General features: G+C 71.1%; 25 protein-coding genes and 1 pseudogene. 10 read left to right on the forward strand and 16 right to left on the reverse strand.

The window, feature by feature from the left end:
* Window positions 1-13: 13 nt before the first annotated feature.
* Window positions 14-247, reverse strand: a complete 234-nt coding sequence (locus tag ACSQ14_RS00535) for a helix-turn-helix domain-containing protein (protein ID WP_436008660.1) — start codon at window positions 245-247, stop codon at window positions 14-16.
* A gap of 7 nt (window positions 248-254) precedes the next feature.
* Entirely contained in the window at window positions 255-779 is a 525-nt protein-coding gene (locus ACSQ14_RS00540; protein WP_436008662.1) for a DUF2975 domain-containing protein, read from the reverse strand.
* Window positions 780-892: 113 nt separating this feature from the next.
* On the opposite strand from ACSQ14_RS00540, the gene rdgB reads away from it, so the two are divergent.
* Window positions 893-1,492: an RdgB/HAM1 family non-canonical purine NTP pyrophosphatase gene (gene rdgB / locus ACSQ14_RS00545; protein WP_436008664.1), complete on the forward strand. Its 600-nt coding sequence runs from the start codon at window positions 893-895 to the stop codon at window positions 1,490-1,492.
* 156 nt (window positions 1,493-1,648) lie between these two features.
* Window positions 1,649-2,797, forward strand: a complete 1,149-nt coding sequence (gene hemW / locus ACSQ14_RS00550) for a radical SAM family heme chaperone HemW (protein ID WP_436008666.1) — start codon at window positions 1,649-1,651, stop codon at window positions 2,795-2,797.
* Here the strand turns inward: hemW and glf are convergent.
* Window positions 2,775-3,929, reverse strand: coding sequence for a UDP-galactopyranose mutase (gene glf / locus ACSQ14_RS00555; RefSeq protein ID WP_436008668.1), 1,155 nt, complete (start codon window positions 3,927-3,929; stop codon window positions 2,775-2,777). The two genes, hemW and glf, sit on opposite strands and share 23 nt — an antisense overlap.
* Window positions 3,930-4,037: 108 nt before the next feature.
* Between glf and rsmI the strand changes: the two genes are divergently transcribed.
* The 5 genes from rsmI to ACSQ14_RS00580 all read left to right on the forward strand — a co-directional run bounded on the left by rsmI (window position 4,038) and on the right by ACSQ14_RS00580 (window position 8,784).
* Window positions 4,038-4,907, forward strand: a complete 870-nt coding sequence (gene rsmI, locus ACSQ14_RS00560; protein ID WP_436008670.1) for a 16S rRNA (cytidine(1402)-2'-O)-methyltransferase — start codon at window positions 4,038-4,040, stop codon at window positions 4,905-4,907.
* A complete protein-coding gene (locus ACSQ14_RS00565; RefSeq protein ID WP_436008672.1) occupies window positions 4,904-5,278 on the forward strand; it encodes a YraN family protein in 375 nt (124 codons plus the stop codon). Before rsmI ends, ACSQ14_RS00565 begins: the two co-directional genes overlap by 4 nt.
* 5 nt (window positions 5,279-5,283) lie before the next feature.
* Window positions 5,284-6,099, forward strand: coding sequence for a transglutaminase family protein (locus ACSQ14_RS00570; protein WP_436008674.1), 816 nt, complete (start codon window positions 5,284-5,286; stop codon window positions 6,097-6,099).
* A gap of 72 nt (window positions 6,100-6,171) precedes the next feature.
* On the forward strand, window positions 6,172-7,119 hold the full coding sequence (gene gshB / locus ACSQ14_RS00575) for a glutathione synthase (protein WP_436008676.1): 948 nt from the start codon (window positions 6,172-6,174) through the stop codon (window positions 7,117-7,119).
* 129 nt (window positions 7,120-7,248) lie between these two features.
* A complete protein-coding gene (locus ACSQ14_RS00580) occupies window positions 7,249-8,784 on the forward strand; it encodes a YifB family Mg chelatase-like AAA ATPase (RefSeq protein ID WP_436008678.1) in 1,536 nt (511 codons plus the stop codon).
* On the opposite strand, the gene ACSQ14_RS00585 is transcribed toward ACSQ14_RS00580, so the two are convergent.
* The 4 genes and pseudogenes from ACSQ14_RS00585 to ACSQ14_RS00600 all read right to left on the reverse strand — a co-directional run.
* The gene (locus ACSQ14_RS00585; protein WP_436008680.1) at window positions 8,739-9,191 is read right to left on the reverse strand and encodes a hypothetical protein; all 453 of its coding nucleotides are present in this window, start codon (window positions 9,189-9,191) and stop codon (window positions 8,739-8,741) included. The genes ACSQ14_RS00580 and ACSQ14_RS00585 overlap by 46 nt on opposite strands.
* A 66-nt stretch (window positions 9,192-9,257) precedes the next feature.
* Window positions 9,258-9,629 (reverse strand): hypothetical protein, encoded by a 372-nt coding sequence (locus tag ACSQ14_RS00590; RefSeq protein WP_436008682.1) that lies wholly within the window; start codon window positions 9,627-9,629, stop codon window positions 9,258-9,260.
* Window positions 9,630-9,819: 190 nt separating this feature from the next.
* Window positions 9,820-10,161, reverse strand: a complete 342-nt coding sequence (locus ACSQ14_RS00595) for a hypothetical protein (protein WP_436008684.1) — start codon at window positions 10,159-10,161, stop codon at window positions 9,820-9,822.
* A gap of 172 nt (window positions 10,162-10,333) precedes the next feature.
* A pseudogene (locus ACSQ14_RS00600) lies at window positions 10,334-10,411 on the reverse strand (hypothetical protein); the annotation flags it as partial.
* Window positions 10,412-10,581: 170 nt separating this feature from the next.
* On the opposite strand from ACSQ14_RS00600, the gene ACSQ14_RS00605 reads away from it, so the two are divergent.
* The 3 genes from ACSQ14_RS00605 to ACSQ14_RS00615 are packed head-to-tail and all read left to right on the forward strand — an operon-like array spanning window position 10,582 to window position 14,318.
* Window positions 10,582-10,971, forward strand: a complete 390-nt coding sequence (locus ACSQ14_RS00605; RefSeq protein WP_436008686.1) for a helix-turn-helix domain-containing protein — start codon at window positions 10,582-10,584, stop codon at window positions 10,969-10,971.
* Between the two features lie 50 nt (window positions 10,972-11,021).
* On the forward strand, window positions 11,022-12,548 hold the full coding sequence (locus ACSQ14_RS00610) for a response regulator (protein WP_436008688.1): 1,527 nt from the start codon (window positions 11,022-11,024) through the stop codon (window positions 12,546-12,548).
* A gap of 36 nt (window positions 12,549-12,584) precedes the next feature.
* Window positions 12,585-14,318, forward strand: coding sequence for an AmpG family muropeptide MFS transporter (locus ACSQ14_RS00615; protein ID WP_436008690.1), 1,734 nt, complete (start codon window positions 12,585-12,587; stop codon window positions 14,316-14,318).
* Here ACSQ14_RS00615 and ACSQ14_RS00620 read toward each other — a convergent pair.
* The 9 genes from ACSQ14_RS00620 to ACSQ14_RS00660 all read right to left on the reverse strand — a co-directional run bounded on the left by ACSQ14_RS00620 (window position 14,315) and on the right by ACSQ14_RS00660 (window position 21,874).
* Complete coding sequence (locus ACSQ14_RS00620; protein ID WP_436008692.1) at window positions 14,315-15,145, reverse strand: S1 family peptidase; 831 nt, start codon at window positions 15,143-15,145, stop codon at window positions 14,315-14,317. The two genes, ACSQ14_RS00615 and ACSQ14_RS00620, sit on opposite strands and share 4 nt — an antisense overlap.
* A gap of 7 nt (window positions 15,146-15,152) precedes the next feature.
* A complete protein-coding gene (locus ACSQ14_RS00625; RefSeq protein ID WP_436008694.1) occupies window positions 15,153-15,572 on the reverse strand; it encodes a DUF350 domain-containing protein in 420 nt (139 codons plus the stop codon).
* Between the two features lie 86 nt (window positions 15,573-15,658).
* On the reverse strand, window positions 15,659-16,816 hold the full coding sequence (rlmN, locus tag ACSQ14_RS00630) for a 23S rRNA (adenine(2503)-C(2))-methyltransferase RlmN (protein WP_436008696.1): 1,158 nt from the start codon (window positions 16,814-16,816) through the stop codon (window positions 15,659-15,661).
* A gap of 130 nt (window positions 16,817-16,946) precedes the next feature.
* On the reverse strand, window positions 16,947-17,852 hold the full coding sequence (locus tag ACSQ14_RS00635; protein WP_436008698.1) for a LysR substrate-binding domain-containing protein: 906 nt from the start codon (window positions 17,850-17,852) through the stop codon (window positions 16,947-16,949).
* Window positions 17,853-18,197: 345 nt separating this feature from the next.
* A complete protein-coding gene (dnaQ, locus tag ACSQ14_RS00640; protein ID WP_436008700.1) occupies window positions 18,198-18,902 on the reverse strand; it encodes a DNA polymerase III subunit epsilon in 705 nt (234 codons plus the stop codon).
* 32 nt (window positions 18,903-18,934) lie between these two features.
* Window positions 18,935-19,558 carry a dephospho-CoA kinase gene (gene coaE / locus ACSQ14_RS00645; protein WP_436008702.1) on the reverse strand — a complete coding sequence of 208 codons (624 nt, stop codon included), beginning with the start codon at window positions 19,556-19,558 and terminating at the stop codon, window positions 18,935-18,937.
* A complete protein-coding gene (aroE, locus tag ACSQ14_RS00650) occupies window positions 19,555-20,412 on the reverse strand; it encodes a shikimate dehydrogenase (protein ID WP_436008704.1) in 858 nt (285 codons plus the stop codon). The genes coaE and aroE overlap by 4 nt, the downstream gene beginning before the upstream one ends.
* Window positions 20,409-21,005: a Maf family protein gene (locus tag ACSQ14_RS00655; protein WP_436008706.1), complete on the reverse strand. Its 597-nt coding sequence runs from the start codon at window positions 21,003-21,005 to the stop codon at window positions 20,409-20,411. Before ACSQ14_RS00655 ends, aroE begins: the two co-directional genes overlap by 4 nt.
* Window positions 21,002-21,874, reverse strand: a complete 873-nt coding sequence (locus ACSQ14_RS00660) for a pyruvate, water dikinase regulatory protein (protein ID WP_436015305.1) — start codon at window positions 21,872-21,874, stop codon at window positions 21,002-21,004. The genes ACSQ14_RS00655 and ACSQ14_RS00660 overlap by 4 nt, the downstream gene beginning before the upstream one ends.
* Between the last annotated feature and the right edge of the window lie 80 nt (window positions 21,875-21,954).

The raw sequence follows: 21,954 nt of genomic DNA on the forward strand, positions 1-21,954 counted from the left end.
GATGACGGAGTGACTACAGCTCGTCCTCGATCACCGTCTCCAGCCCCGGCTCGAAGACCAGCAGGTCGCCCGGCGCGCAGCCGAGCTCGCGGCACAGGGCCGACAGGGTCGAGAAGCGCAGCGCCTGCGCCTCGCCCGACTTCAGCACCGCCAGGTTGGCGGCGCTGACGCCGGTGCGGTCGGCCAGTTCGACCAGCGACATCCGCCGCTGCATCAGCATTTCGTCGAGACGGATCCGGATCGGCATCGGCGGCTCAGATCGTCAGTTCGGATTCGCGGCGCAGGCGCGCGCCCTCGCGGAACACCTCCGCCAGGACGAACACCACCAGCACTGAGAACCAGGCGGTCAGGGTGAAGCTCGGCCGCACGTCGCGCACCCACGGCAGCCAGCCGCTGATCGCCCACAGCACGTAGCGGCCAAGCTCGAGGGCGGCGAGCATCAGCCCGATCAGCCGCAGCCGCCCGACATTGTCCGGATGGAACGGGTCGCCGGCGGTCAGGGTGACGAAGATCCGCCGCAGGGCGCCAATGATCACCAGCACGCCGGCCATGTAGCCGGCGCCGGCCAGCAGCCCGACGACGACGACCGGCGCGCGGTCGGTGATCTGGCCCCGCGCGTCGATCTTCACATTGTCGAGCAGCGACGGGTTGACGCTGAACAGCAGCGCCGCAAAGGCCAGCAGGGTGACGCCCACGAGGCCGATGACCAGCGCCATATAGACGACGTCCAGCACAAACTTCAGGAAGCTCGACACCGAGCCCGGACCCAAGGCGCGCATCGTTCCCTCCCCGCCCCTCGCGAACCTAGAGCGCGCCAGCCGCCGGGGGAAGGCAAACCGCCGCCCGGGCGTTATAGGTCCGGCGCAGAACGAAGCGTAAGGAGCACGGCGGCATGGCCCTCACCCTGGAGCCCGGCGCGAAGCTGGTGGTGGCGACCCACAACTCGGGCAAGGCGCGCGAGCTCGCCGAGATCCTGGAGAACCGCTTCCAGCTGGTCACCGCCGGCGAGCTCGGCCTCGGCGAGCCCGAGGAGACCGAACACACCTTCATCGGCAACGCGCTCTTGAAGGCCCGGGCGGCGGCCGACGCCAGCGGCCTGCCGGCGCTGGCCGACGATTCCGGCCTGTCGGTGACCGCGCTCGACGGCGCGCCCGGCATCTACTCGGCCCGCTGGGCCGGACCGGACAAGGACTTCTCCGTCGCCATGGCCAAGGTCGAGGAACGGCTCGCGGAGCTCGACGGCGAGGACCGATCGGCGTGGTTCACCTGCGCCCTGGCGCTGGCCTGGCCGAACGGCCCGGCGGTGGTGGTCGAAGGCCGGGTCGACGGGACGCTGGCCTTTCCGCCGCGCGGGACTCGCGGCTTCGGCTACGACCCGATATTCACGCCCGAAGGCCGCGACCTCACCTTCGGCGAAATGGAGCCGGCCGCGAAGGACGCCATAAGCCACCGCGCCCGGGCCTTCGCCAAGCTGAAGGCGGCGCTGTGGTGACAGAACGCCCCCTCCGTCTCGGCGCTCACGCGCCGATCCACCTCCCCCGCTTCGCGGTGGACGATCTGCGCGGAGAGATGCTCCACCGCACAGCGGGGGAGCTGTCAGCGAAGCTGACTGAGGGGGCGTTTTGGGCGGCGGTTGTAGGATGCCGGCGTGCCTGAGATTTCCCCTCCCCCGCTCGGCGTCTACGTCCACTGGCCCTACTGCGCGAAGATCTGCCCGTACTGCGACTTCAACGTCTATCGGGTGCGACGGGCCGAGGAGCCGGCGGCGCTGGCCCGGGCGATCGTCGCCGACCTCGCGGCGCAGGCGGAGCTCACCGGGCCGCGGACCCTGACCTCGATCTTCTTCGGCGGCGGCACGCCGTCGCTGATGGAGCCCGGCTGGGCGGCGGAGATCGTCGCGGCGGCGACCCAGCTGTGGAGCCCGGCGGCCGACCTGGAGGTTAGCCTGGAGGCCAATCCGACCGACGCCGAGGCCGAGCGGTTCGCGGCCTTCGCCGCGGCCGGGGTGACCCGATTGTCGCTGGGCCTGCAGGCGCTGGACGACGCCTCGCTGAGCTTCCTCGGCCGCAATCATGACGCCGCGACCGGAGTGCGGGCGGCGAAGGCCGCGGCGCGCGCCTTCCCACGGCTGTCGCTCGACCTGATCTACGCCCGCCCGGGCCAGACCGCCCAGGCTTGGGCGGCGGAGCTGCGCCAGGCCGTCGAGCTCGGCGCCGAGCACCTGTCGCCCTACCAGCTGACCATCGAAAGCGGCACGGCGTTCGACCGGGCGGTGCGTCACGGCCGCTTCGCGCCAGCCGACCCGGAGCTCGGCGCCGAGCTTTACGAGACCACCCAGGCCTGCCTGGAGGCCCAGGGCTTCACCGCCTACGAGGTCTCCAACCACGCCCGCGGCGAGGCCGCCCGCTCGCGGCACAATCTGGTCTACTGGCGGGGCTGGGACTACGTCGGCGTCGGTCCTGGCGCGCACGGGCGGCTCACCCGCGACGGCGTGCGCCACGCCACCGTCGGCGAGGCCCGGCCGGCCGATTATCTCGCCCGGGTCGCCGCCAGCGGCGTCGGCTTTGCGACGCTCGAGGCGCTGAGCCCGCTGGAGGCCGCCGAGGAGCGGGTGCTGAGCGGCCTGCGCATCGAGGACGGCGTGCCGCGGGCCGAGCTGGCGGTGCTGGAGCTCGCGCCCGAGCGGATCGCCCAGATGGTCGAGCTGGGGCTGCTGGCCGACGATCCCGCGCGGCTGCGGGCCACCGCCGCCGGGCGGCTGCTGCTCGACCGGCTTACTGCCGAGCTGCTGACCTGAGATCCATCTTCGCGGTTTCGGTCTGGGTGACCGGCATGGCCCCCTGAATCCGCCGGAACGTCGCCAGCGCCTGCCCCACCACCTGGTCCATGTTGTAGTAGCGGTAGGTGGCGAGCCGGCCGACGAACCAGACATCCGAGCTGGCGAGCGCCAGCGCCTCGTAGCGCTTGTAGAGCGCCTCGTTCTCCGGCCGCGGCACCGGGTAGTAGGGGTCGCCGTCGGCCGTCGGGTACTCGTAGGTGACGGTGGTCTTCGGGTGCGCCTGACCGGTCAGGTGCTTGTACTCGCTGATGCGAGTGTAGGCCTCGCTGACCGGGTAGTTCACCGTGCCGACCGGCTGGAACTTCGGCTGGTCGAGGGTGACGTGCTCGAACCGCAAAGAGCGGTAGGGCAGCTTGCCGAAGCGGAAATCGAAGAACTCGTCGACGGCGCCGGTCCAGATCAGCCCGCGCCGCGGCTTGAGGGTCTTCACCTCGGCGTAGTCGGTCGACGTCCGCACCTCGATCAGCGGATGGTCGAGCATCCGCTGGAACATGGCCGTGTAGCCGGCCTTCGGCATGAACTGGAACTCGTCGGTGAAGTAGCGGTCGTCGCGGTTGGTGCGGGTCGGCACCCGCGCGGTCACCGACTTGTCGAGTTCCGACGGGTCGAGCCCCCACTGCTTGCGGGTGTAGCCGCGGAAGAAGGTCTCGTAGAGCTCGCGGCCGACGCGGGAGACGACGACATCCTCGGAGGTGCGGATCTCCGCCACCGGCTCGGCGCGGGCCGCGAACCAGCCTTCCAGCTCCTCGGCGGTCAGCGACAGGCCGTGGAGCCAGTTGATGGTGTCGAGATTGATCGGGATCGGCAGCAGCTGGCCGCGGATGTCGGCCAGCACCCGGTGCTCGTAGAAGCGCCAGGCGGTGAACCGCGACAGGTAATCGAAGATCGCCTGCGAATTGGTGTGGAAGATGTGCGGCCCGTAGCGGTGCATCAGCACGCCCGCCGCATCGTGCTCGTCATAGGCGTTGCCGGCGACGTGCGGCCGCCGATCGACGACCAGCACCCGCTCGCCGCGCTCGGCGGCGAGCCGCTCGGCCAACACGCTGCCGGCGAAGCCTGCGCCGACGATCACCCAGTCGTAAGTGCTCATGGCCCGAGTTGTGACGCCGCCATCCGTCGGTCGCCTGATCAAAAGGCAAATCCGGGGCGCGCTCCGCTGACGCTTGCCAGACGCCGCGCGACAGGCGAAGCCAGGGCCATGGCGCGCCCCCTCCCCCCTCCGACGCTCGACGACGCGCCCCTGGCGCCGGGCCTCTATGTCGTGGCCACGCCGATCGGCAATTTGCGCGACATCACCCTGCGCGCGCTCGACGTGCTGGCCGGCTGCGACCTGGTGCTGGCCGAGGACACGCGGGTCAGCGGCAAGCTGCTCTCCGCCTTCGGCCTGTCGAAAAAGTTCGAACGCTACGACGAGCACGCGGCCGAGCGCGCCCGGCCGAAGATCATGGCGACCCTGGCCGAGGGCGGCCGGGTGGCGCTGGTGTCCGACGCCGGCACGCCGCTGGTCTCCGACCCCGGCTACCGGCTGGTGCGCGAAGTCGCCGCGGCCGGCCACCGGGTCTATCCGATCCCCGGCGCCTCGGCGCTGCTGGCCGGACTGTCGGCCGCCGGCCTGCCCAGCGACCGGTTCCTGTTCGCCGGCTTCCCGCCGCCGAAGAGCGCCGCGCGCCGCACCTTCCTGGAGGAGCTGGCCGGCGTGCGCGCGACCCTGATCTTCTTCGAAGGCGGCTCGCGGCTGGCCGACAGCCTGGCCGACATGGCCGCGGTGCTCGGCGACCGCGAGGCGGTGGTCTGCCGCGAACTGACCAAGCTCTACGAGACCATCGTCCGCGGGCCGCTGAGCCAGCTCGCCGCCGATCCGCAGTTCGAGGCGCCGCGGGGCGAGCTCGTCGTGCTGGTCGGCCCCGGCCGCGAGACCGAGGCGACCGCGGCCGACGCCGACGTGGCGCTGACCGACGCGCTGAGCCGGCTGAAGCCGGCCGACGCCGCCGCCGAGGTGGCCAAGGCGCTGGGGTTGCCCCGGCGCGAGCTCTACAAGCGCGCGCTCGCCCTGAAGGAGCGCGGGTGAGCACGGCGCGCGCCCGGCGTGGCGCGGCGGCGCGGCTGGCGGGCCGCCGCGGCGAGGTGCTGGCGGCGCTGTGGCTGATGGCCAAGGGCTACCGGATCCTCGGCTTCCGGCTGAAGACGCCGCAAGGCGAGATCGACCTGCTGGCGCTGCGCGGCCGCACCCTGGCGGTGGTCGAGGTCAAGCGCCGCGCCAACCTGATCACCGCGCTCGAGGCGGTCGGCGCCGATCAGCGCCAGCGGCTACGCCGGGCGGGCTTGGCTGTAGCGGCCCGGCGGCCGGCCCTGGCGGGTGCGGCGGTTCGCCTCGATCTCATGGCCCTCGCGCCGGGCCGTCTTCCTATGCATATTCCCGACGCTTGGAAGGGCGCCTGACGGGAATGACGCGAGAAGACGCAGAGGACTGCCTCTTGGAGGCCGGCGCCGCCCAGGATGGGGAATTCCCCCTCCTCGAGGCCGCGATCGCCTGCGCCATCCACGAGGATCCGACGCGCGACCCGCAGGCGGCGCGCGATCTCGCCGCCATGGGCGTCGAACGGCTGACCGAACGGCTGAAGCGGGAGTCCGCCGAGGAGGCGCTGGCCGAAGCGATGGCCGGCGACCTGCGGCTGCACGGCGACCTGTTCAGCCACGATGACCCGGAGAACGCCGACGTCATCTCGGTCAGCCTGCGGCGCAAGGGCCTGGCCGCCAGCCTCGGCGTCTATTACCTTCACGCCGCGCGGCGCTGCAGCCTGACAGTGCAGGGCGTCGACTTCCCCGGCCATTTCCTGCTGCGCATCGAGACCGAGGAAGGTCCGCTGGCGCTCGACCCGTTCAGTGAAGGCCGGGTGGTGCTGCCGTCCGAGCTGACGCGCCGCGCGCTGCACGCCGGGCTGACGCCGAACGTCGCCGACCGGCTGGACCGGCTGATGGCGCCGGTGAGCGACCGGGCGGTGCTGATGCGGCTGCAGAACACCATCTACGCGCGGGCCTCGGCGATGCGCGACTTCGACCGCGCCGAACGGGCGGCGCTGCGGCGCGCCCTGCTCGATCCGAACGACCATCGCCCGTGGCTCGACGTCGCCGCCGCCCGCGAGGGCCAGGGCGCGCTGGCCGGCGCGCTGGAGGCGCTGGCCCGGGCCACCACCCTCGACGGCGGCGCGGCCCTGACCGCCCGCGCGCAGCGCGAACGGGTTCGGCTGCGGCTGAACTAGCTGGCGCGGCGGGCCCCTCGGCCCTATGTGGCGAAGGTCAGGCCCTGAAGGCCAGGCTGTCGGGAGTTCGCCATGTCTTTGAAGGTCGCGGTGCAGATGGATCCCATCGAGGGGATCAACATCGAGGGCGACACGACCTTCCTGATGATGGAGCAGGCTCAGGCCCGCGGCCACAGCCTGTTCGTCTACACCACCGACACCCTGGCGCTGGAGGACGGCCGCGCCTTCGCCCGCGGCCGCGACGTGCAGGTGCAGCGGGTGAACGGAGACCACGCGACGCTGGGCGCCTATCGCCGGGTCGAGCTCGCCGACTTCGACGTGATCCTGCTGCGCCAGGACCCGCCGTTCGACATGCATTACATCGACACGACCTTCTTCCTGGAGGCCGTGCATCCGCACACCCTGGTGGTGAACAACCCGGTCGAGGTGCGCAACGCGCCGGAGAAGCTGTTCGTCACCAAGTTCCCCGGCCTGCAGCCGCCGACCCTGATCACCAACGACCGCCTGGCGATCGCTGACTTCCGCAAGCGTCATGGCGACGTCGTGCTGAAGCCGCTGAACGGCCGCGGCGGCTCGGGCGTGACCCGCCACCTGGCCGACGACCCCAACCTTGATGCGCTGCTCGAGCTGCACGCCGAGATCGGCCGCGAGCCGGTGATCCTGCAGAAGTTCCTGCCGGCGGTGACCAAGGGCGACAAGCGCATCCTGCTGGTCGACGGCGAGGCGGTCGGCGCGATCAACCGGGTGCCGGAGAAGGGCCAGATCCGCTCCAACATGGCGGTCGGCGGCAAGCCGGAGCCGGTCGAGATGTCGGCCCGCGACCTGGAGATCTGCCGCGCCATCGGCCCTGAGCTGAAGCGCCGCGGCCTGCTGTTCGTCGGCATCGACGTGATCGGCGACTCCCTCACCGAGATCAACGTCACCTCGCCGACCGGAGCGGTGGCGCTGAAGCGGTTCACCGGCATCGACGCCGCCGAGATCCTCTGGGAGAAGATCGAGGCGATCCGCGCCGCCCGCTGAGGCGAACAAGCTTAGGCTTGCAACTTTCCCGTTCCGTTCTAACTTCGTTCTCATTCCGGGGCTGCGTTCGTGGCGCAGCTGTGGATAACTTGTGGCGGGCGAAGCAGGAAACGGCGGGCGAGGAACGGCATGGCGGCGCGCGTAGTCACAGTGGCGTTCCAGGGCGTGGACGCGGTGCGCGTCGACGTCGAAGTGCAGTTCACCCTCGGCGAAGCCGCCTTCATCCTGGTCGGCCTGGGCGACAAGGCGGTCGCCGAGAGCCGCGAGCGGGTGCGCGCGGCGTTCACCGGGCTCGGCCTCGCCTGGCCCGGCAAGCGGATCATCGCCAACCTGGCCCCGGCCGACCTGCCGAAGGTCGGCAGCCACTATGATTTGCCGATCGCGCTGGCGGTGATGGCCGCTATGGGCGTGATCCCGCCCGATGCGCTGGACGGCTGGGCGGCGCTCGGCGAGCTGTCGCTCGACGGCCGCATCGCCCCGGTCGCCGGGGCCCTGCCAGCTGCGGTGGCGGTCGGCGGCATGGGGCTGGGGCTGATCTGTCCGCAGGCCTGCGGGGCCGAGGCCGCCTGGGCCGGCGACACCCGGCTGCTCGCCGCGCCATCGCTGATCGCCCTGGTGAACCATTTCCGCGGCGTGCAGGCGCTGTCGCCGCCGAAGCCCGGCGCGATGCTGGACGGCGAGCGCGGCCCGGACCTGCGCGACGTCAAGGGCCAGGAGAACGCCAAGCGGGCGCTGGAGATCGCCGCGGCCGGCGGCCACAACCTGCTGTTCATCGGCCCGCCCGGCTCCGGCAAGTCGATGATGGCCCAGCGGCTGCCCGGCCTGTTGCCGCCGCTGACGCCGGAGGAGCTGCTCGAGACCTCGATGGTGCACTCCATGGCCGGGCTGATCGCCAAGGGCGAGCTCCGCCGCGCCCGGCCGTTCCGCAGCCCACACCATTCCGCCAGCATGGCGGCGCTGACCGGCGGCGGGCTGAAGGCCAAGCCGGGCGAAGTCAGCCTGGCGCACAACGGCGTGTTGTTCCTCGACGAGTTGCCGGAGTTCGGCGTGCAGGCGCTGGATTCGCTGCGCCAGCCGCTGGAGACCGGCGAGGTGGTGGTGGCGCGGGCCAACGCCCACGTCCGCTATCCCGCCCGGGTGCAGCTGGTCGCGGCGATGAACCCCTGCCGCTGCGGGCTTGGCGGCGCCGGCCGCGGGGCCTGCGGTCGCGCGCCGCGCTGCCAGAGCGACTACCAGGGACGGATCAGCGGGCCGCTGATGGACCGCATCGACCTGCAGGTGGAGGTGCCGCCGGTGACGCCGGCCGATCTCGCCTTGCCGCCGCCGGCGGAAGGCACCGCCGAGGCGGCGGGCCGGGTGGCCCAGGCCCGGACTTTGGCGACCGAGCGCGCCGCGGCGGGCGGGGAGAGCGCCTCGGCGCTCAACGCCAAGGCCGAGGGCGACTGGCTCGACCGGATCTGCGCGCTCGACGGCTCGGCCCGAGACCTTCTAACCCGCGCCGCCGAGGCCGGCGGCCTGACCGCCCGGGGCTGGACCCGGACCTTGCGGCTGGCGCGCACCATCGCCGATCTCGAGGGCGCGCCGACGGTGCGTCGGGCCCACGTCGCCGAAGCGCTGATCTACCGCCGGGTGGCCGCCGGCCGCGCCGCGGCTTCCGTCGGCTGACGCCCGGCCCGCCAGGTGTTCCAGGTGCCGACGCCCAGGGCGAGCAACAGCAGATAGGTCCAGATCACCCCGGCGGTGATGTAGGCCCATTGCTGCAGGCCGGCGTCCATCACCTTCGCCACGTGGGTCATGATCGCCAGCAGCTGGAACCCGGCGGCGGCCATCGGCCAGAACTTCGGGGTCTTCAGCGAGATCACCACCAGGGCGATGAACAGCGAGGTGTCGGCGACGAAGACGGTGCTCTCGACATGCGCCCACTGGTGGTCGCGGGTCAGCACCGTGACCGCCAGGCTCAGCAGGACGCCGGCGGCGACGTACCGCTCTTCGGAGCCGCCCTTCCAGAAGGCGCCGCCGCAGATGATCAGCAGGACGGCGAAGCCAAGCCAGGGTGGAAGCGCGATAGTCAAAAAGAAGACCCCCCGGGTAAGCCACGAGGGATCCAACTTAGACCAGAACGGACGCTCGGAAAGCGGTCAGGCCGCGGCCACGGCGCGCAGCGACCGGCCGCCACGCATGCGGGGCTCGCCTTCGATGGTGATCGGCGGCTTGCCGGTGCCGGTATCGGTCATGACGATCGCGCCCAGACCGACCTGCTGTTGGGCGATGGTCAACTCCTTGTGCGCCTCGACCAGCGCCCGGCGGGCTTCGGCCAGCGTCATGACCGCCTGGCTGGCGCGCTCCATGGCTTCCTGGCCGATCAGCGCCGAGGCGCCGGCCTGGCGGCGCAGCGCCGGGATGAGACCCGTGAAGTTGGCGGTCTTGGTCAGGGCGACGTCGATCGCAGATTCCGCGTCCCACAGAGCGGCGGCGATCTGTTCGGCGGCCGAGCGGCGTTCTTTGAGCATGAGTCTCTCCATCGCGCGGAGGCGGCTCCGCACGCGCTTGGAAAACAGGGTTCAGATTTCGGGTTAGTTCAGAGCTACACTAAACTGCGCGCTAACTCTTGCAGCGCATGGAGACCCGCGAGCATCGCCCCGAAGGCGAGAGCCGTAACGATGGCGATGCCCACGATGGTCCCGAGCCGGGCGACCGGCCCTAGATCGTTTCGGGCGAACCGGCTTCGGTATCCGGCCGGAAGTTCTCGTCCAGCAGCACCCAGGTCATGCAGAGGATTTCCCGCAAGACCATCTCGGAGGGCTTGAAGGGCGCCAATTTCCGCGTCGCGGAAACCAAGTGCTTCGCCATCGAAGCCTGCGCCGGCGTCGCCGCCAGATCGACGAGCTGCCGCTCGAGCTGCTCCCAGGAGAAGCTCGGGATCAGTTCCTCGCGGCGTTCCGAATTCGGCCAGCGGGCTTCGAACGCGTCGATCTCCCGCTTCAGCCGGAGGGCCCGCCCGATCACCGCGCGGTCCTCGAAGTTGTGGCGCCACTCGCCCATCTGGTGTCTCCCTGCTGGTGGAGACATCGGGCCAGTTTCCGTCGGCGCTGTCTGTCCTGATCGCGTCTTGTCCTGATCCGATCGGGACAAACGGCGCGTCCTGATTGCGCAGCAGACGGGCCGCCTCGTAGCGGTCGCCGACGCCCAGCTTGCGGCGCGCGCGGTCGCAGTAGGTGTCGACCGACGTCTTCGACATGCCGAGCTTGCGGGCGATCTCCTTGGAGGAGAGATGCTGGTCGACCAGGCGCAAACACTCGCGCTCGCGCGGCGTGAGCAGCTCGACCGGATCCTCGGTGATGGCCGGACGGATTGGCATGGCAACCTAAGTTAAACGCGAGACGGTGTTTTCGTCTACTTTGCCGAGTGTCGCGGGCCCGTTTCGGCTATCATCTGGGCGCCCCTTGCCCCGGAAGGTCGGCGATGATGCTGCAAAACGAGACCATTCGCGGCATGGCGCTCGAGCGCGCGATCGGCGCCCGGATGCGCGCACGCCGGCGGCAGCTCCACCTCAGCCAGGGCGAACTCGCCGAAAAGCTCGGGGTCTCCTTCCAGCAGGTGCAGAAGTATGAGCGCGGCGCCAACCGGGTCGCCGCCTCCACCCTGATCACCGCCGCCGAAGCCTTGGGCGTCAGCGTCGGCTGGCTGGCCGGCGAGGATGCGCCGCCGCACGGCGAGCAGGAGCTGCTTTCGGCGCTCGGCCGACCCGGCGCGCTGGAGATCCTGCAGGCCTTCAACGCCATCGAGAACGCCCGCGGCCGCAGCGCGCTGATCGCCATCGCCGAGCAAATGGCCGGCCGTTCGTCGCACTGAGGCCCGCTCGCTTGACCTGCTGTTAAGCGCGCCCGCGCTAGGTCTGAGTCATGCGAAGACCTCCTCGCCCGCTGTCGGACCGCCGTCCGCGGCGCGCCCATATCACCGCCGACCAACTGGCCACCTTCAGCCACGAACTGCGCACGCCGCTGAATGGCGTGCTCGGGATGGCGCGGCTGTTGGAGGGGACGCCGTTGAGCGCCGAGCAGCGGTCCTATGCGATCGCGCTGCGCGAAAGCGGCCAGCATCTGCTCGGCCTAGTCAACGACCTGCTCGACTTCGCCAAGCTGGGCGCCGACAGGGTCGAGCTGAACCCCGACGCCGTCGATGTCGAGGACATGCTGCGCTCGGTCTGCGAGCTGATGTCGCCGCGCGCCAGCGAGAAGGGCCTGGAAGTCGGCTGGTCCGCGCCGGCCGCGCTCGGCCGGATCCGCGCCGACGAGGGCCGGCTGCGGCAGATCCTGCTGAACTTCGCCGGCAACGCCGTGAAGTTCACCGAGGCCGGCGGCGTGCTCGCCAGCGTCGTCGAGCGGCCTGACGGCCGGCTGCGTTTTGTCGTCGAGGACTCCGGGCCCGGCGTCTCGACCGCCGACCGCGAACGGATCTTCGAAGCTTTCGCCCAGGCCGAAGCCGCGCACGCCGCGCTCGGCGGGGCCGGGCTCGGCCTGGCGATCGCCCGACGGCTGGCCCACGCCATGGGCGGCGAGGTCGGCGTCGAAAGCGGCCCGCTCGGCGGGGCGCTGTTCTGGTTCGAAGCTCCGTTCGAGCGCCTCGACGCGGGCGAACCGATCCTGCCGCTGGCGGGCCGCACCATCGGCGTCGCCTCGCCCAATCCGATCATCCGCGAAGCCGCCCGCCGCCAGATCCAGGCCGCCGGGGCCCGCGCGATCACCGCCGAAGCCGTGGAGCCGCTGACCAAGCGCACCAAGCCCGGCGACGTGCTGCTGGTCGACCATGCGCTGAACGCGGTCCCGGCGCCGGCGGACCGTCGGGCGATCGTGCTGCTGTCCAGCCAGCAGCGGGAGCAGGTCGGCCCCTACCGCGCCGCCGGCTTCGCCGGATACCTCATCAAGCCGCTGCGCCGCGCCTCGCTGATCGAGCGCGTGCTGCTCGCCGGCGGCACGCAAACGACGGCTGCCATCGAGCCGGAGGACGAACGCATCGTCGCGGCCGCCGCGCCCGGCGCACGCGTGCTGCTGGTCGAGGACAATCCAGTAAACGCCCTGCTCGCCCGCGCGCTGCTCAACCGCGAGGGCTGCGAAGTCGATCACGCCCGCGCCGGCGAGGAAGCGCTGGCGGCGGTGAAGGTGGGCGCCTACGACATCATCCTGATGGACATGCGCATGCCCGGGCTGTCCGGCGAGCAGACTGCGCGGCTGCTCCGCGCGCGCGGCGTGCAGACGCCGATCGTCGCCCTGACCGCCAGCGTGTTCGAAGACGACCGCCAAGCCTGCCTCGCGGCCGGCATGGACGACTTCCTGGTCAAGCCGCTGTTGCCCGACGCCCTCCGCGCCGTGCTGTCGCGGTGGGTCGCCGCCGGCTGGACGCGGGAGCCGGCGCGCGCCAAGGTCGGCTGACGACGGGCGCGGGGGCGCTGCACACCGGAGACAGCGATGAGCGGCGGCGCCACGAGCCCAAAGCCTGGAGTCCTGAGCGCGCTCGCCGTCTATCTGGAGCGGCGCTCGCTGGTCATGCTGGCGCTCGGCTTCGCCTCCGGGCTGCCGAACCTGCTGATCTTCGACACCCTGTCGGCGTGGCTGCGCGACGCCGGCCTGTCGCTCGAAGTGATCGCGGTCTTCGGCCTGGCGACCCTGGCCTATTCCGCCAAGTTCATCTGGGCGCCGCTGGTCGACCGCACCGAGGTGCCGATCCTGACCAAGTGGCTAGGCCATCGGCGTTCGTGGATGCTGGTGACCCAGGCGCTGATCGTGCTCGGCCTCTGGCTGGTCGCGGGGTCTGACCCGACGAGCGGCCTGGGCATGATGGCGCTGTTCGCCGTCTTCGTCGGCTTCATGGGCGCGACCCAGGACATCGTTATCGACGCCTGGCGCATCGAGGCCGCGCCCCAGACCGAGCAGGGGGCGCTGGCCGCCTCCTACCAGTGGGGCTACCGCTTCGCGACCATCGCCGCCGGCGCGATCCCGCTGGTGCTCGCCGAGCAGTTCTCCTGGCATCTGTCCTATGCGGTGATGGGCGCGCTGATGCTGATCGGCGTCGCCGGCGTGCTCGGCGCGCCGCGCGAGGCCGCCCACCAGATCCGCCCGATCCACGCCGAGGGCCTGGCCGCGCGGCCGGCCCGCGAGATCCCCGAGTGGATCGGCCGGCTGCTGCTGTTCGTCATCGGCGCCGTGCTGGTGGGCTCCGGCCTGGCGGCCAACGCCTCGATCCTCTCCGCCGGACTGTCGGCGCTCGGCCAGCCGGAGGCCGCCGCGAACCTGGCCGCCGCGTGGACGGCGAAACCGGCCGGCGTCTTCGTCCAGCTGCTCGGCGTGCTCGCCGGCGGCCTGGTCATCGTGCTGGCCGCCATGCCGCTGCCCGGGGCCAAGACCCGGCCGGGGGTCTACCTGGGCGCGGCGCTCGGCGATCCGCTGAAGGACTTCTTCGCCCGCTACGGGCGCACCGCCGGGATGATCCTGGCGCTGATCTGCCTCTACCGGCTGACCGACTTCGTGCTGAACATCATGAACCCGTTCTACCTCGACCTCGGGTTCAGCAAGACCCAGATCGCCGAGGTGCGGAAGGTGTTCGGGGTCATCGCGACCATGGCCGGCGTCTTCCTCGGCGGCTTCGCTGTGGTGCGCCTCGGCCTGATGCGGGCGCTGATCATCGGCGCCTTCGCCGGCCCGCTCAGCCAGTTCATGTTTGTCTGGCTGGCGATCGCCGGGCCTGACGTCGGCGTGCTGGTCGCGGCCATCGGCGTCGACAACATCTGCGCGGGGTTCGCCGGCACCTGCCTGATCGCCTACATGTCGAGCCTGACCCGGGTGGGCTTCACCGCGACGCAGTACGCGCTGTTCTCGTCGCTCTATTCGCTGCCCGGCAAGCTTCTGGCCTCGCAGTCCGGCCGGGTCGTCGAATCCGCGGCGAAGTCGGCGGATACCGGCGGCGCCTTCGCCGGGCTGAAGGCGCTGTTCGCCAACACCCCAGCCGAGGCCTTCGCCGCGGCGGTGGCCAAGTCCAACGTCTCCCCGGCCGCGCTGGGCACCGGCTACATCGTCTTCTTCACCTATTCGGCGCTGCTCGGCATCGCCGCGATCGTGCTGGTGTTCCTGGTCGCCGCGCAGCCCTCGACGAAGAGCAGCGTCGAAAGCGAAGCCGAGGCCGAGACCAAGACCGCCGCCGCTTAAGACAGGCAGATCACCTGGGCGACGCGCAGGTCACGGCGCAGGCCGTCGGCCACCTGGCCGTAGTTGTCCGGGGTGATGACCGCCGCCGCGGTCGGCGCCACCGGCAGCGCCGTACCGCTCTGGGTGATCAGGTGCTGCACCGTCTCCGGCGAGGTGGTGTAAATCCGCCCGCGCCGCGGCGACTCGGCGATCGTCACGCCCAGCACCCGGCCCCGGGCGTCCAGCACCGGCGCGCCGGACAGGCCGCCGAGGCTGCCCTCCAGTCCCCGGGTGCGGCCGACCTCGGCCCAGACCAGCACCGGCTCGGTCCGCGCGCCGCGGCCGCGGACCACCAGGTTCTCGCGGCCCAGCAGCCGCGAGGCGGCCTCGCCGGGTTCGCCCTGCGGAAATCCCGGATGGAAGGCCAGCTCGCCTTCGTGCAGCGGGGCGGCGAGTTCCAACGGTAAGGCCGGCGCGCCGCCGTCAGTCGACAGCAACGCTGCTTCCCCGCTCGGATCGATGTGGGCCGTGGCGGCCACGCCACGCCCTTCGCCGACCACCAGCGCCGCCTGGCGGCAACCGTCGATCACGTGCCGGGCGGTGATCCAGACGCCCGAGGAGCCGACCGAGAAGGCGGTGCCGGCGGACGGCCCGGAGCGTTCGGGCACATCGACGGTGACCGAAGGATCGAATGGCGAAGCCGGGGCCAGCAGCTGGCCTTCGGCGCGGCTGACCGGCGGCGGCGCCGGCGGGGCGTCGACGTCCTCACGCCGGCTGATCGCAGCGGCCAGCAGTCCGCCGACCACCGCGGCGTAGATCAGCCAGTCGGGAGGACGAGGCAGCCGCATCGAGCGCTCAAGGCGCCACGGCGGCGGCCACGATCATGGCGGTGGCCAGCTTGGCCCCGACCAGCAGGGCGGCGGCGGCCATCTCGCCATCGCGGATCCGCTGCGGCAGGCCGGGCAGCACCAGGTCGACCAGCCGGAACACCAGCAGCTGTACGGCGACGGTCGCCACGCCCCACAGGGCGACGTCGGCCAGGCTGGTCGAGCCCTTCAGCGAGAACGCCAGCGGGATGGCCAGGCCGACCAGCACGCCGCCGAGGTCGACGGCGGCGGCGCTGTTGCCCTGCCGCACCAGGCTGATCTCCTTGTGCGGCGTCAGGACGATGTAGATCGCCGCGGCGGCGAGCAGCATCGCCACGCTGACGAAGATGTGCAGCAGGGTGACCGGAAACCCGCTGGCGAAGGCCTGCAGTTCAGGCGTGATCGACATCCATCATCCCCCAAGAGACCGGCAGCGGCGCGCGGCCGTGCTTAACACGCTTCGGCCGCCGGTCATCGTCGGGGAGGGGAGTTGAGCTACTCGGCCGCGAGCTTGCGCCGTTCGCTGGCGCGCATCTTTTCGCTCTCGCTCTTCAGCTGGCCGCAGGCGGCGAGGATGTCGCGGCCGCGCGGCGTGCGGATCGGCGAGGCGTAGCCGGCGCGGTTGAGGATCGCGGCGAAGGCCTCGATCGTCTTCCAATCGGAGCACTCGTATTCCGAACCCGGCCACTTGTTGAACGGGATCAGGTTGATCTTCGCCGGGATGCCCTTGAGCAGCTTGACCAGGGCCTTGGCCTCGGCGGCGCTGTCGTTGACGTCCTTCAGCATGACGTACTCGAAGGTCACCCGCTTGGCGTTCGACAGGCCCGGATAGGCGCGGATGCCGGCCATCAGCTCTTCGATCGGGTACTTCTTGTTCAGCGGCACCAGCTTGTCGCGCAGCGGATCGTTGGTCGCGTGCAGCGAGATCGCCAGCATCGCTTGGGTCTTTTCGCCGAGCGGGCCGAGTTCAGGCACGACGCCCGAGGTCGAGACGGTGATCCGCCGCCGCGAGATGGCGATGCCCTCGTTGTCGGCGATGATGTCGATCGCCTGGGCGACGTTGTCGAGATTGTAGAGCGGCTCGCCCATGCCCATGAAGACGATGTTGGAGAGCCGGCGGTCCTCCTTCGGCGAGGGCCATTCGCCGAGGTCGTCGCGGGCGATCTGCACCTGGGCGACGATCTCGGCGGTCGTCAGGTTGCGCACCAGCGCCTGGGTGCCGGTGTGGCAGAAGGTGCAGTTCAGCGTGCAGCCGACCTGGCTGGAGACGCAGAGCGCGCCGGCGCGGCCGACGTCGGGGATGTAGACCGTCTCGACCTCGATCCCGGGCGCCATGCGGATCAGCCACTTGCGGGTGCCGTCGCGGCTGATCTGACGCTCGACCACCTCGGGGCGGGCGAGGGTGAACTTCTCGGCCAGGGCCGCGCGGGTCTCCTTGGCCACGTCGGTCATGGCCGCGAAATCGGTCAGCCCATAGTGGTGGATCCAGCGCCACAGCTGGCTGGCGCGCATCCGCGCCTTGTCCGGCCGCGCGACCTCAGCATCGATCAACGCCTGCGCCAGTTCGGCGCGGCTGAGACCCGCAAGGTTGGGCATGGCGGAGGTGGGCGCGCCGGCGGCCGGGGCGCGCGAAAGGTCGAGGGTCACGCCCAAGGGACTGAAATTCCTGATCTGAGGTGGCGGGAATATAGGCGACCGGACCGCTTGCGCCAAATCGCGGCTGCAGGAAGTGACGCTACGACGCGCAATCGTCCGCCAAAGCGTTGGCCCCGGGCCCGGCGAACTAGGCCTGCCGGCGCATCGGCGGCGCCGGATCCGTCGCCGCGGCCTCGGCCTTGAGCCAGCCGGCGAACTCGCTCACCAGCGGGTTCCGGGCGTGGGTCGGATGCAGCAGGGCGTAGCGAGCCTCGACCGGCGCGAACCCCAGCGGCGCGACCAGCCGTCCGCGCTCGATGTCCGGGGCGGCGAACGCCCAGGGCGCGACCGCGACGCCGAGCCCTGCCGCAGCGGCCTCCAGCAGGTAGGAATTGTGCTCGTACTCGCGGTCCTCCGCGGCCGGCGGCAGTGCGACGCCGGCGCGCTCGGCCCATTCGCGCCAGGCCGGGCGGAAGCTTTCGCTGTGCAGCCGTGGCAGGGCCAGCAGGCGTACAGGATCCTGGCCACAGGACGCCCAGGTCTCCGGCGACAACACCGGGCCGTGGTGATGGGCCATGAAGGGCTGCATCGTGATCCCGTCCGGCGCCCGGCCGCGCTGGATGCGGATCGCCGCATGGGCGCCGCCGGTGCTGAAGTCGACGGCGTCATAGCTTTCGAGGATGCGCACCCGCACGCCGGGCCGCGGATCGAGGAAGTTCGGCAGGCGCGGGATCAGCCATTTCATCGCCAGCGTGCCGGGACAGGAGAGCACCAGCTCCTGGTCCGGGCCGGCCCCGGGCAGGGCGGCGCCGATCAGGTCGAAGGCCGAGGTCAGCGCGCCGGCGAGCCGTTGGCCGGCCTCGGTCAGCCGCAGGTCGTGGCGCGGCCCGACGACCAGATCAACCCCGAGCCGCGCCTCCAGGGCGCGGACCTGCCGACTGACTGCGCCATGAGTCACGTGAAGCTCGGCCGCGGCGGCGGTCATTGAGCCCTGGCGGGCGAACGCCTCGAAGCTGGCGAGGCCGGTGAGCGGTGGTAGCGGCCGACGGTGCATGTGACTTCACCTCACATCCCGCGCCTGGATAGTCGATTGCGCCCGACCCGCCAACGGTTGAGCTTCCGCCATGTCCCAGGGCAAACGGCGGAACCGCATCGGCTACATCATCTGTGGGCTGATGATCTGGGCGGCGGTGGGGTGGAGCCTGTTCTGTACGCCGCCAAGCCTGTCATCCCGGTTTCGCGCAGCGAAGATCGAGATCCCAGCACACGACGGCTTGGAGAGTTCACAAAGTGGGCGCGGCGAAGGCGTGCGCCTGCCGCCTAAGCCGTGTTCTTGGATCCCGCACAGCCCGTCACGGCTTCCGGGATGACAGCCGAGTAGGACGGGAAGCTCGGCCCGTTAGAGCCCGTGCTTGCTCCAGAGCTCGTCGTTCTTCACCACGCCGCGAATGAAGGCGGCGTGCAGTTCGCGTTCGGCCTCAGTCGAGCGCGGGGCGAGCGGGCGGGGGCGGGCGGCGTAGACGTTCTGCTTGGCGGCGGCGACGGCGGTGACCATCTCGGCCGAGGTGAGTTCGAGCCGCCGCTCGCGGCCGCCCTTCAGCTCGAGGTAGACCGCCGCCAGCAGCTTGGCGTCGATCAAGGCCCCGTGCTTCTCGCGCTCGGAGAGCGAGATCTTGAAACGCTTGCAGAGCGCGTCCAGGGAGTTGTGCATCCCCGGGAAGCGGTGCTTGGCCAGCGCCAGGGTGTCGATCCAGCGGTCCTCCGGGATCCCGGGCCGATGGATGCAGCTGAGCTCCCAGTTGACGAAGGCGCGGTCGAAGCCGGCGTTGTGCGCGACGATCGGCGCGTCGCCGACGAACTCGAGGAAGGCGTCGACCACCTCGGGCGCCTCGAACTTCGGCTTGCCGCGCAGGAAGGCCTCCGACAGGCCGTGCACCCGCTCGGCCTCGACCGGCATGTCGCGGCAGGGGTCGATATAGATGTGGAAGCTGCGCCCGGTCGGGATGAAGTCCTCGATCTCCAGACAGGCCAGTTCGACCAGCCGGTGGCCAAGGTGCGGCTCGAAGCCGGTGGTTTCCGTATCGAGAACGATCTCGCGCGCCATGGCTCAGTCTTGGCCCGGTTCGCTCGACGCGATCAAGCCGGCGTCTTGTCCCGTTTGGGCCTGCGCTGTGGATCACGCATCACGGCGATGATCTCGGCGACCTGACGGCGCACTGGCTCCAGGCCCTCCCCTGTGTCGATGACGAAGTCGGCGCGGGCGCGCTTCTCGGCGTCCGGCATCTGGTGGGCGAGGATCGCCTCGAAGCGCTCCGGCGTCATGCCCTCGCGCTGCAGCACGCGCGCGCGCTGCACCTCGGCCGAAGCGGTGACCACAGCGACGGCGTCCATGCCGCGCTCGCCGCCGCCCTCGAACAGCAGCGGAATGTCGAGCACGACCAGATCCGCGCCGCCGGCCTGGGCGTCGGCGAAGAAGTGGGTGCGCATCGCGCCGATGATCGGGTGCACGACGCTATTCAGCCGCTTCAGCTCTTCCGGCTTGCCGAGCACCGCCTGGCGCAGCGCCTCACGGTCGACCGCGCCGTCCTTCACCACGCCGGGGAAGGCCTCGCCGACCGGGCCGACGCAGGCGCCGCCCTTGGCGTAGGAGGCGTGCACCTGGGCGTCGGCGTCATAGACCGGCACGCCGGCTTCGCGGAACATCGCCGCGGTCGTCGACTTGCCCATGCCGATCGAGCCGGTCAGGCCGAGGATGATCACGCCTGGCCCCCGATCGCCGCCAGGCAAAGCGCGCGGACGTCCACCGCGGCCGGCGGCGTGCGGCCGAAGAAGGCCTCGAACGACGGGACCGCCTGGCGGACCAGCATCTCCAGTCCGTCGACCGTGCGCCGCTCGAGCTCGCGCGCGCGGGCGAGCAGCGGGGTCTCCAGCGGCTTGTAGGTCATGTCCATGACCACCGCCGGCGAGGGCGTCGCCTCCAGCGGCAGGTCGAGGCTGGCGTCCAGCAGGCCGGCCGAGGTGGCGTTGATCACCGCAGTGACGCCGTCGAAGGCGCGGGCCGCGGCGTCGAGCGAGAAGGCGCGGACCTTCGCGCCGAGCGCCTCACCGATCCCTTCCGCCTTGGCCAAGGTGCGGTTGACGATCCGCACCTCTGGCGCGCCGGCGGTGACGAAGGCCGCGGCCGCCCCGCGCGCCGCGCCGCCGGCGCCGATGATCGCGACCGGCCCTGCGGCGGGATCGAAACCCGGCGCCTGGGCGGCGAACGCGCCCAACAGGCCCAGGCCGTCGGTATTGTCCCCGTGGATCCGGCCGTCGGCCGCGAACACCAGCAAGTTGACGGCCCCGGCCAGGGCGGCCCGCTCGCTCAGCTCGTCGGCGATCGCCAGCGCGTCTTCCTTGAACGGCACGGTGACGTTGAGGCCGCGCACGACCCCGCCACGCAGGCCGTCGGCGAAGCGCCGGAAGCCGTCGCTGCTCGGCGCGAACGGCACATAGACCGCATCGAGACCGGCGGCCTCGATCCAGGCGTTGTGGATGATCGGCGACAGCGAGTGGCGCACCGGCGCGCCGGCGACGCCCGCGACGAGGGTCGCGCCAGTGATCTTGCGGCTCATGCGGGCAGAACCTGGTGTTGGCGAAGGAGGTCGAGCAGGCCGAGCAGCGGCAGGCCGAGGATGGTGAAGTAGTCACCCTCGATGCTGGCGAACAGCTGCGCCCCCGGGCCCTCGAGCCGATAGCAGCCGACCGAGCCCAGCGCCGCCTCGCCCTCGGCCGCGAGGTAGCTCTCCAGGAAGTCGTCGGAGAAGTCGCGCATGACCAGGGTCGCGCTGACCGTCTCGCGCCAGACCGGCGCGCCGTCCTTCGCCACCACCACGGCCGAATGCAGCTGATGCGGCTTGCCGCGCAGCATCCGCAGCCGCTCGCGGGCCGCCTCGACGGTGTCGGCCTTGTCGTAGAGCCCGCCTTCGAACTCCAAGGTCTGGTCGGCGCCGATCACCAGGCCCGGGCGCTGCGCGGAGATCCGCACCGCCTTCTGCTCGGCCAGCGCCTCGGCGACCTGGCGCGCGTCGGCGCCGCGGGCGAGCAGCGCGACCTTGACCGCCTCCTCGTCGACGCCGGCGACCGCGCATTCAAATGGAACCCCGGCGCCGTCCAGCACCGCACGCCGGGCGGCGCTCTTCGAGGCGAGAACGACCTGCAGGCTCAACCGAGCACCTCCACCTGACCGTGACCGCCATGCATCAAGTTGAGGATGGCGGCCGCCGTCTCCTCGACCGAGCGGCGGGTCACGTCGATCGTCGGCCAGCGATGCCGTTCATAGAGACGCCGCGCCTGGATGATCTCGTCGCGCACGGTGTCGGTGTCGATGTAGGTCGACTGGCGGTTTTCGTTCAGCGACAGCAACCGATTGCGGCGGATCGAGATCAGCCGGTCCGGCGAGATGGTCAGGCCGACGACCAGCGCCTTCTTCAACTGCAGCAGCTTGTCGGGGATCGGCCGGCCGGGCACCAGCGGCACGTTGGCGGCCCGCACGCCGCGGTGGGCCAGATAGATGCAGGTCGGAGTCTTCGAGGTCCGCGACACGCCGACCAGCACGACGTCGGCTTCGTCGAGATCCTGGCCGCCCTGGCCGTCGTCATGGCCGATCGCGTAGTTCAGCGCGTCCATGCGGTTGAAATAGTCGTTGTCGAGCCGCAGGTGGGCGCCGACCCGGGTGGTGGTCGAGGCCCCGAGGTAGCGTGACAGCGCCGAGACCAGCGGGTCGAGCGCCGGGATGCAGGGCATGTCGAGCTTGCGGCAGCCTTCCTCCAGCGCGTGGCGCAGCTTGTCGTCGACGATGGTGTGGATCACCACGCCGGGCGCCTCCTCGATGTCGCCCAACGCCCGGTCGAGCTGCCTCTGGGAGCGCACCAGAGCGTAGATGTGCTCGATCGGCAGTACGTTGTCGAAGCGGGCGCAGACCGCGCGCGCCATGGCGTTCAGCGTCTCGCCGGTGGAGTCGCTGACGAGGTGGACGTGGAAATAGGTGGCCAGCCGGGCCGGCGCGGTGATGGGCAAGCTCGGGGCCCTCGAAATAAGCCTGGGGACGGTTTCTGTGAATCCCTCTTAGCGAACGTGGGCCGGATTGGGGATAGGTGGCGTGTTGGCCGCAGCGA

Origin of the sequence: Phenylobacterium sp. LjRoot219 (assembly GCF_964252995.1) — a bacterium.
In the GTDB taxonomy this organism is placed as follows: Bacteria; Pseudomonadota; Alphaproteobacteria; order Caulobacterales; family Caulobacteraceae; genus Phenylobacterium.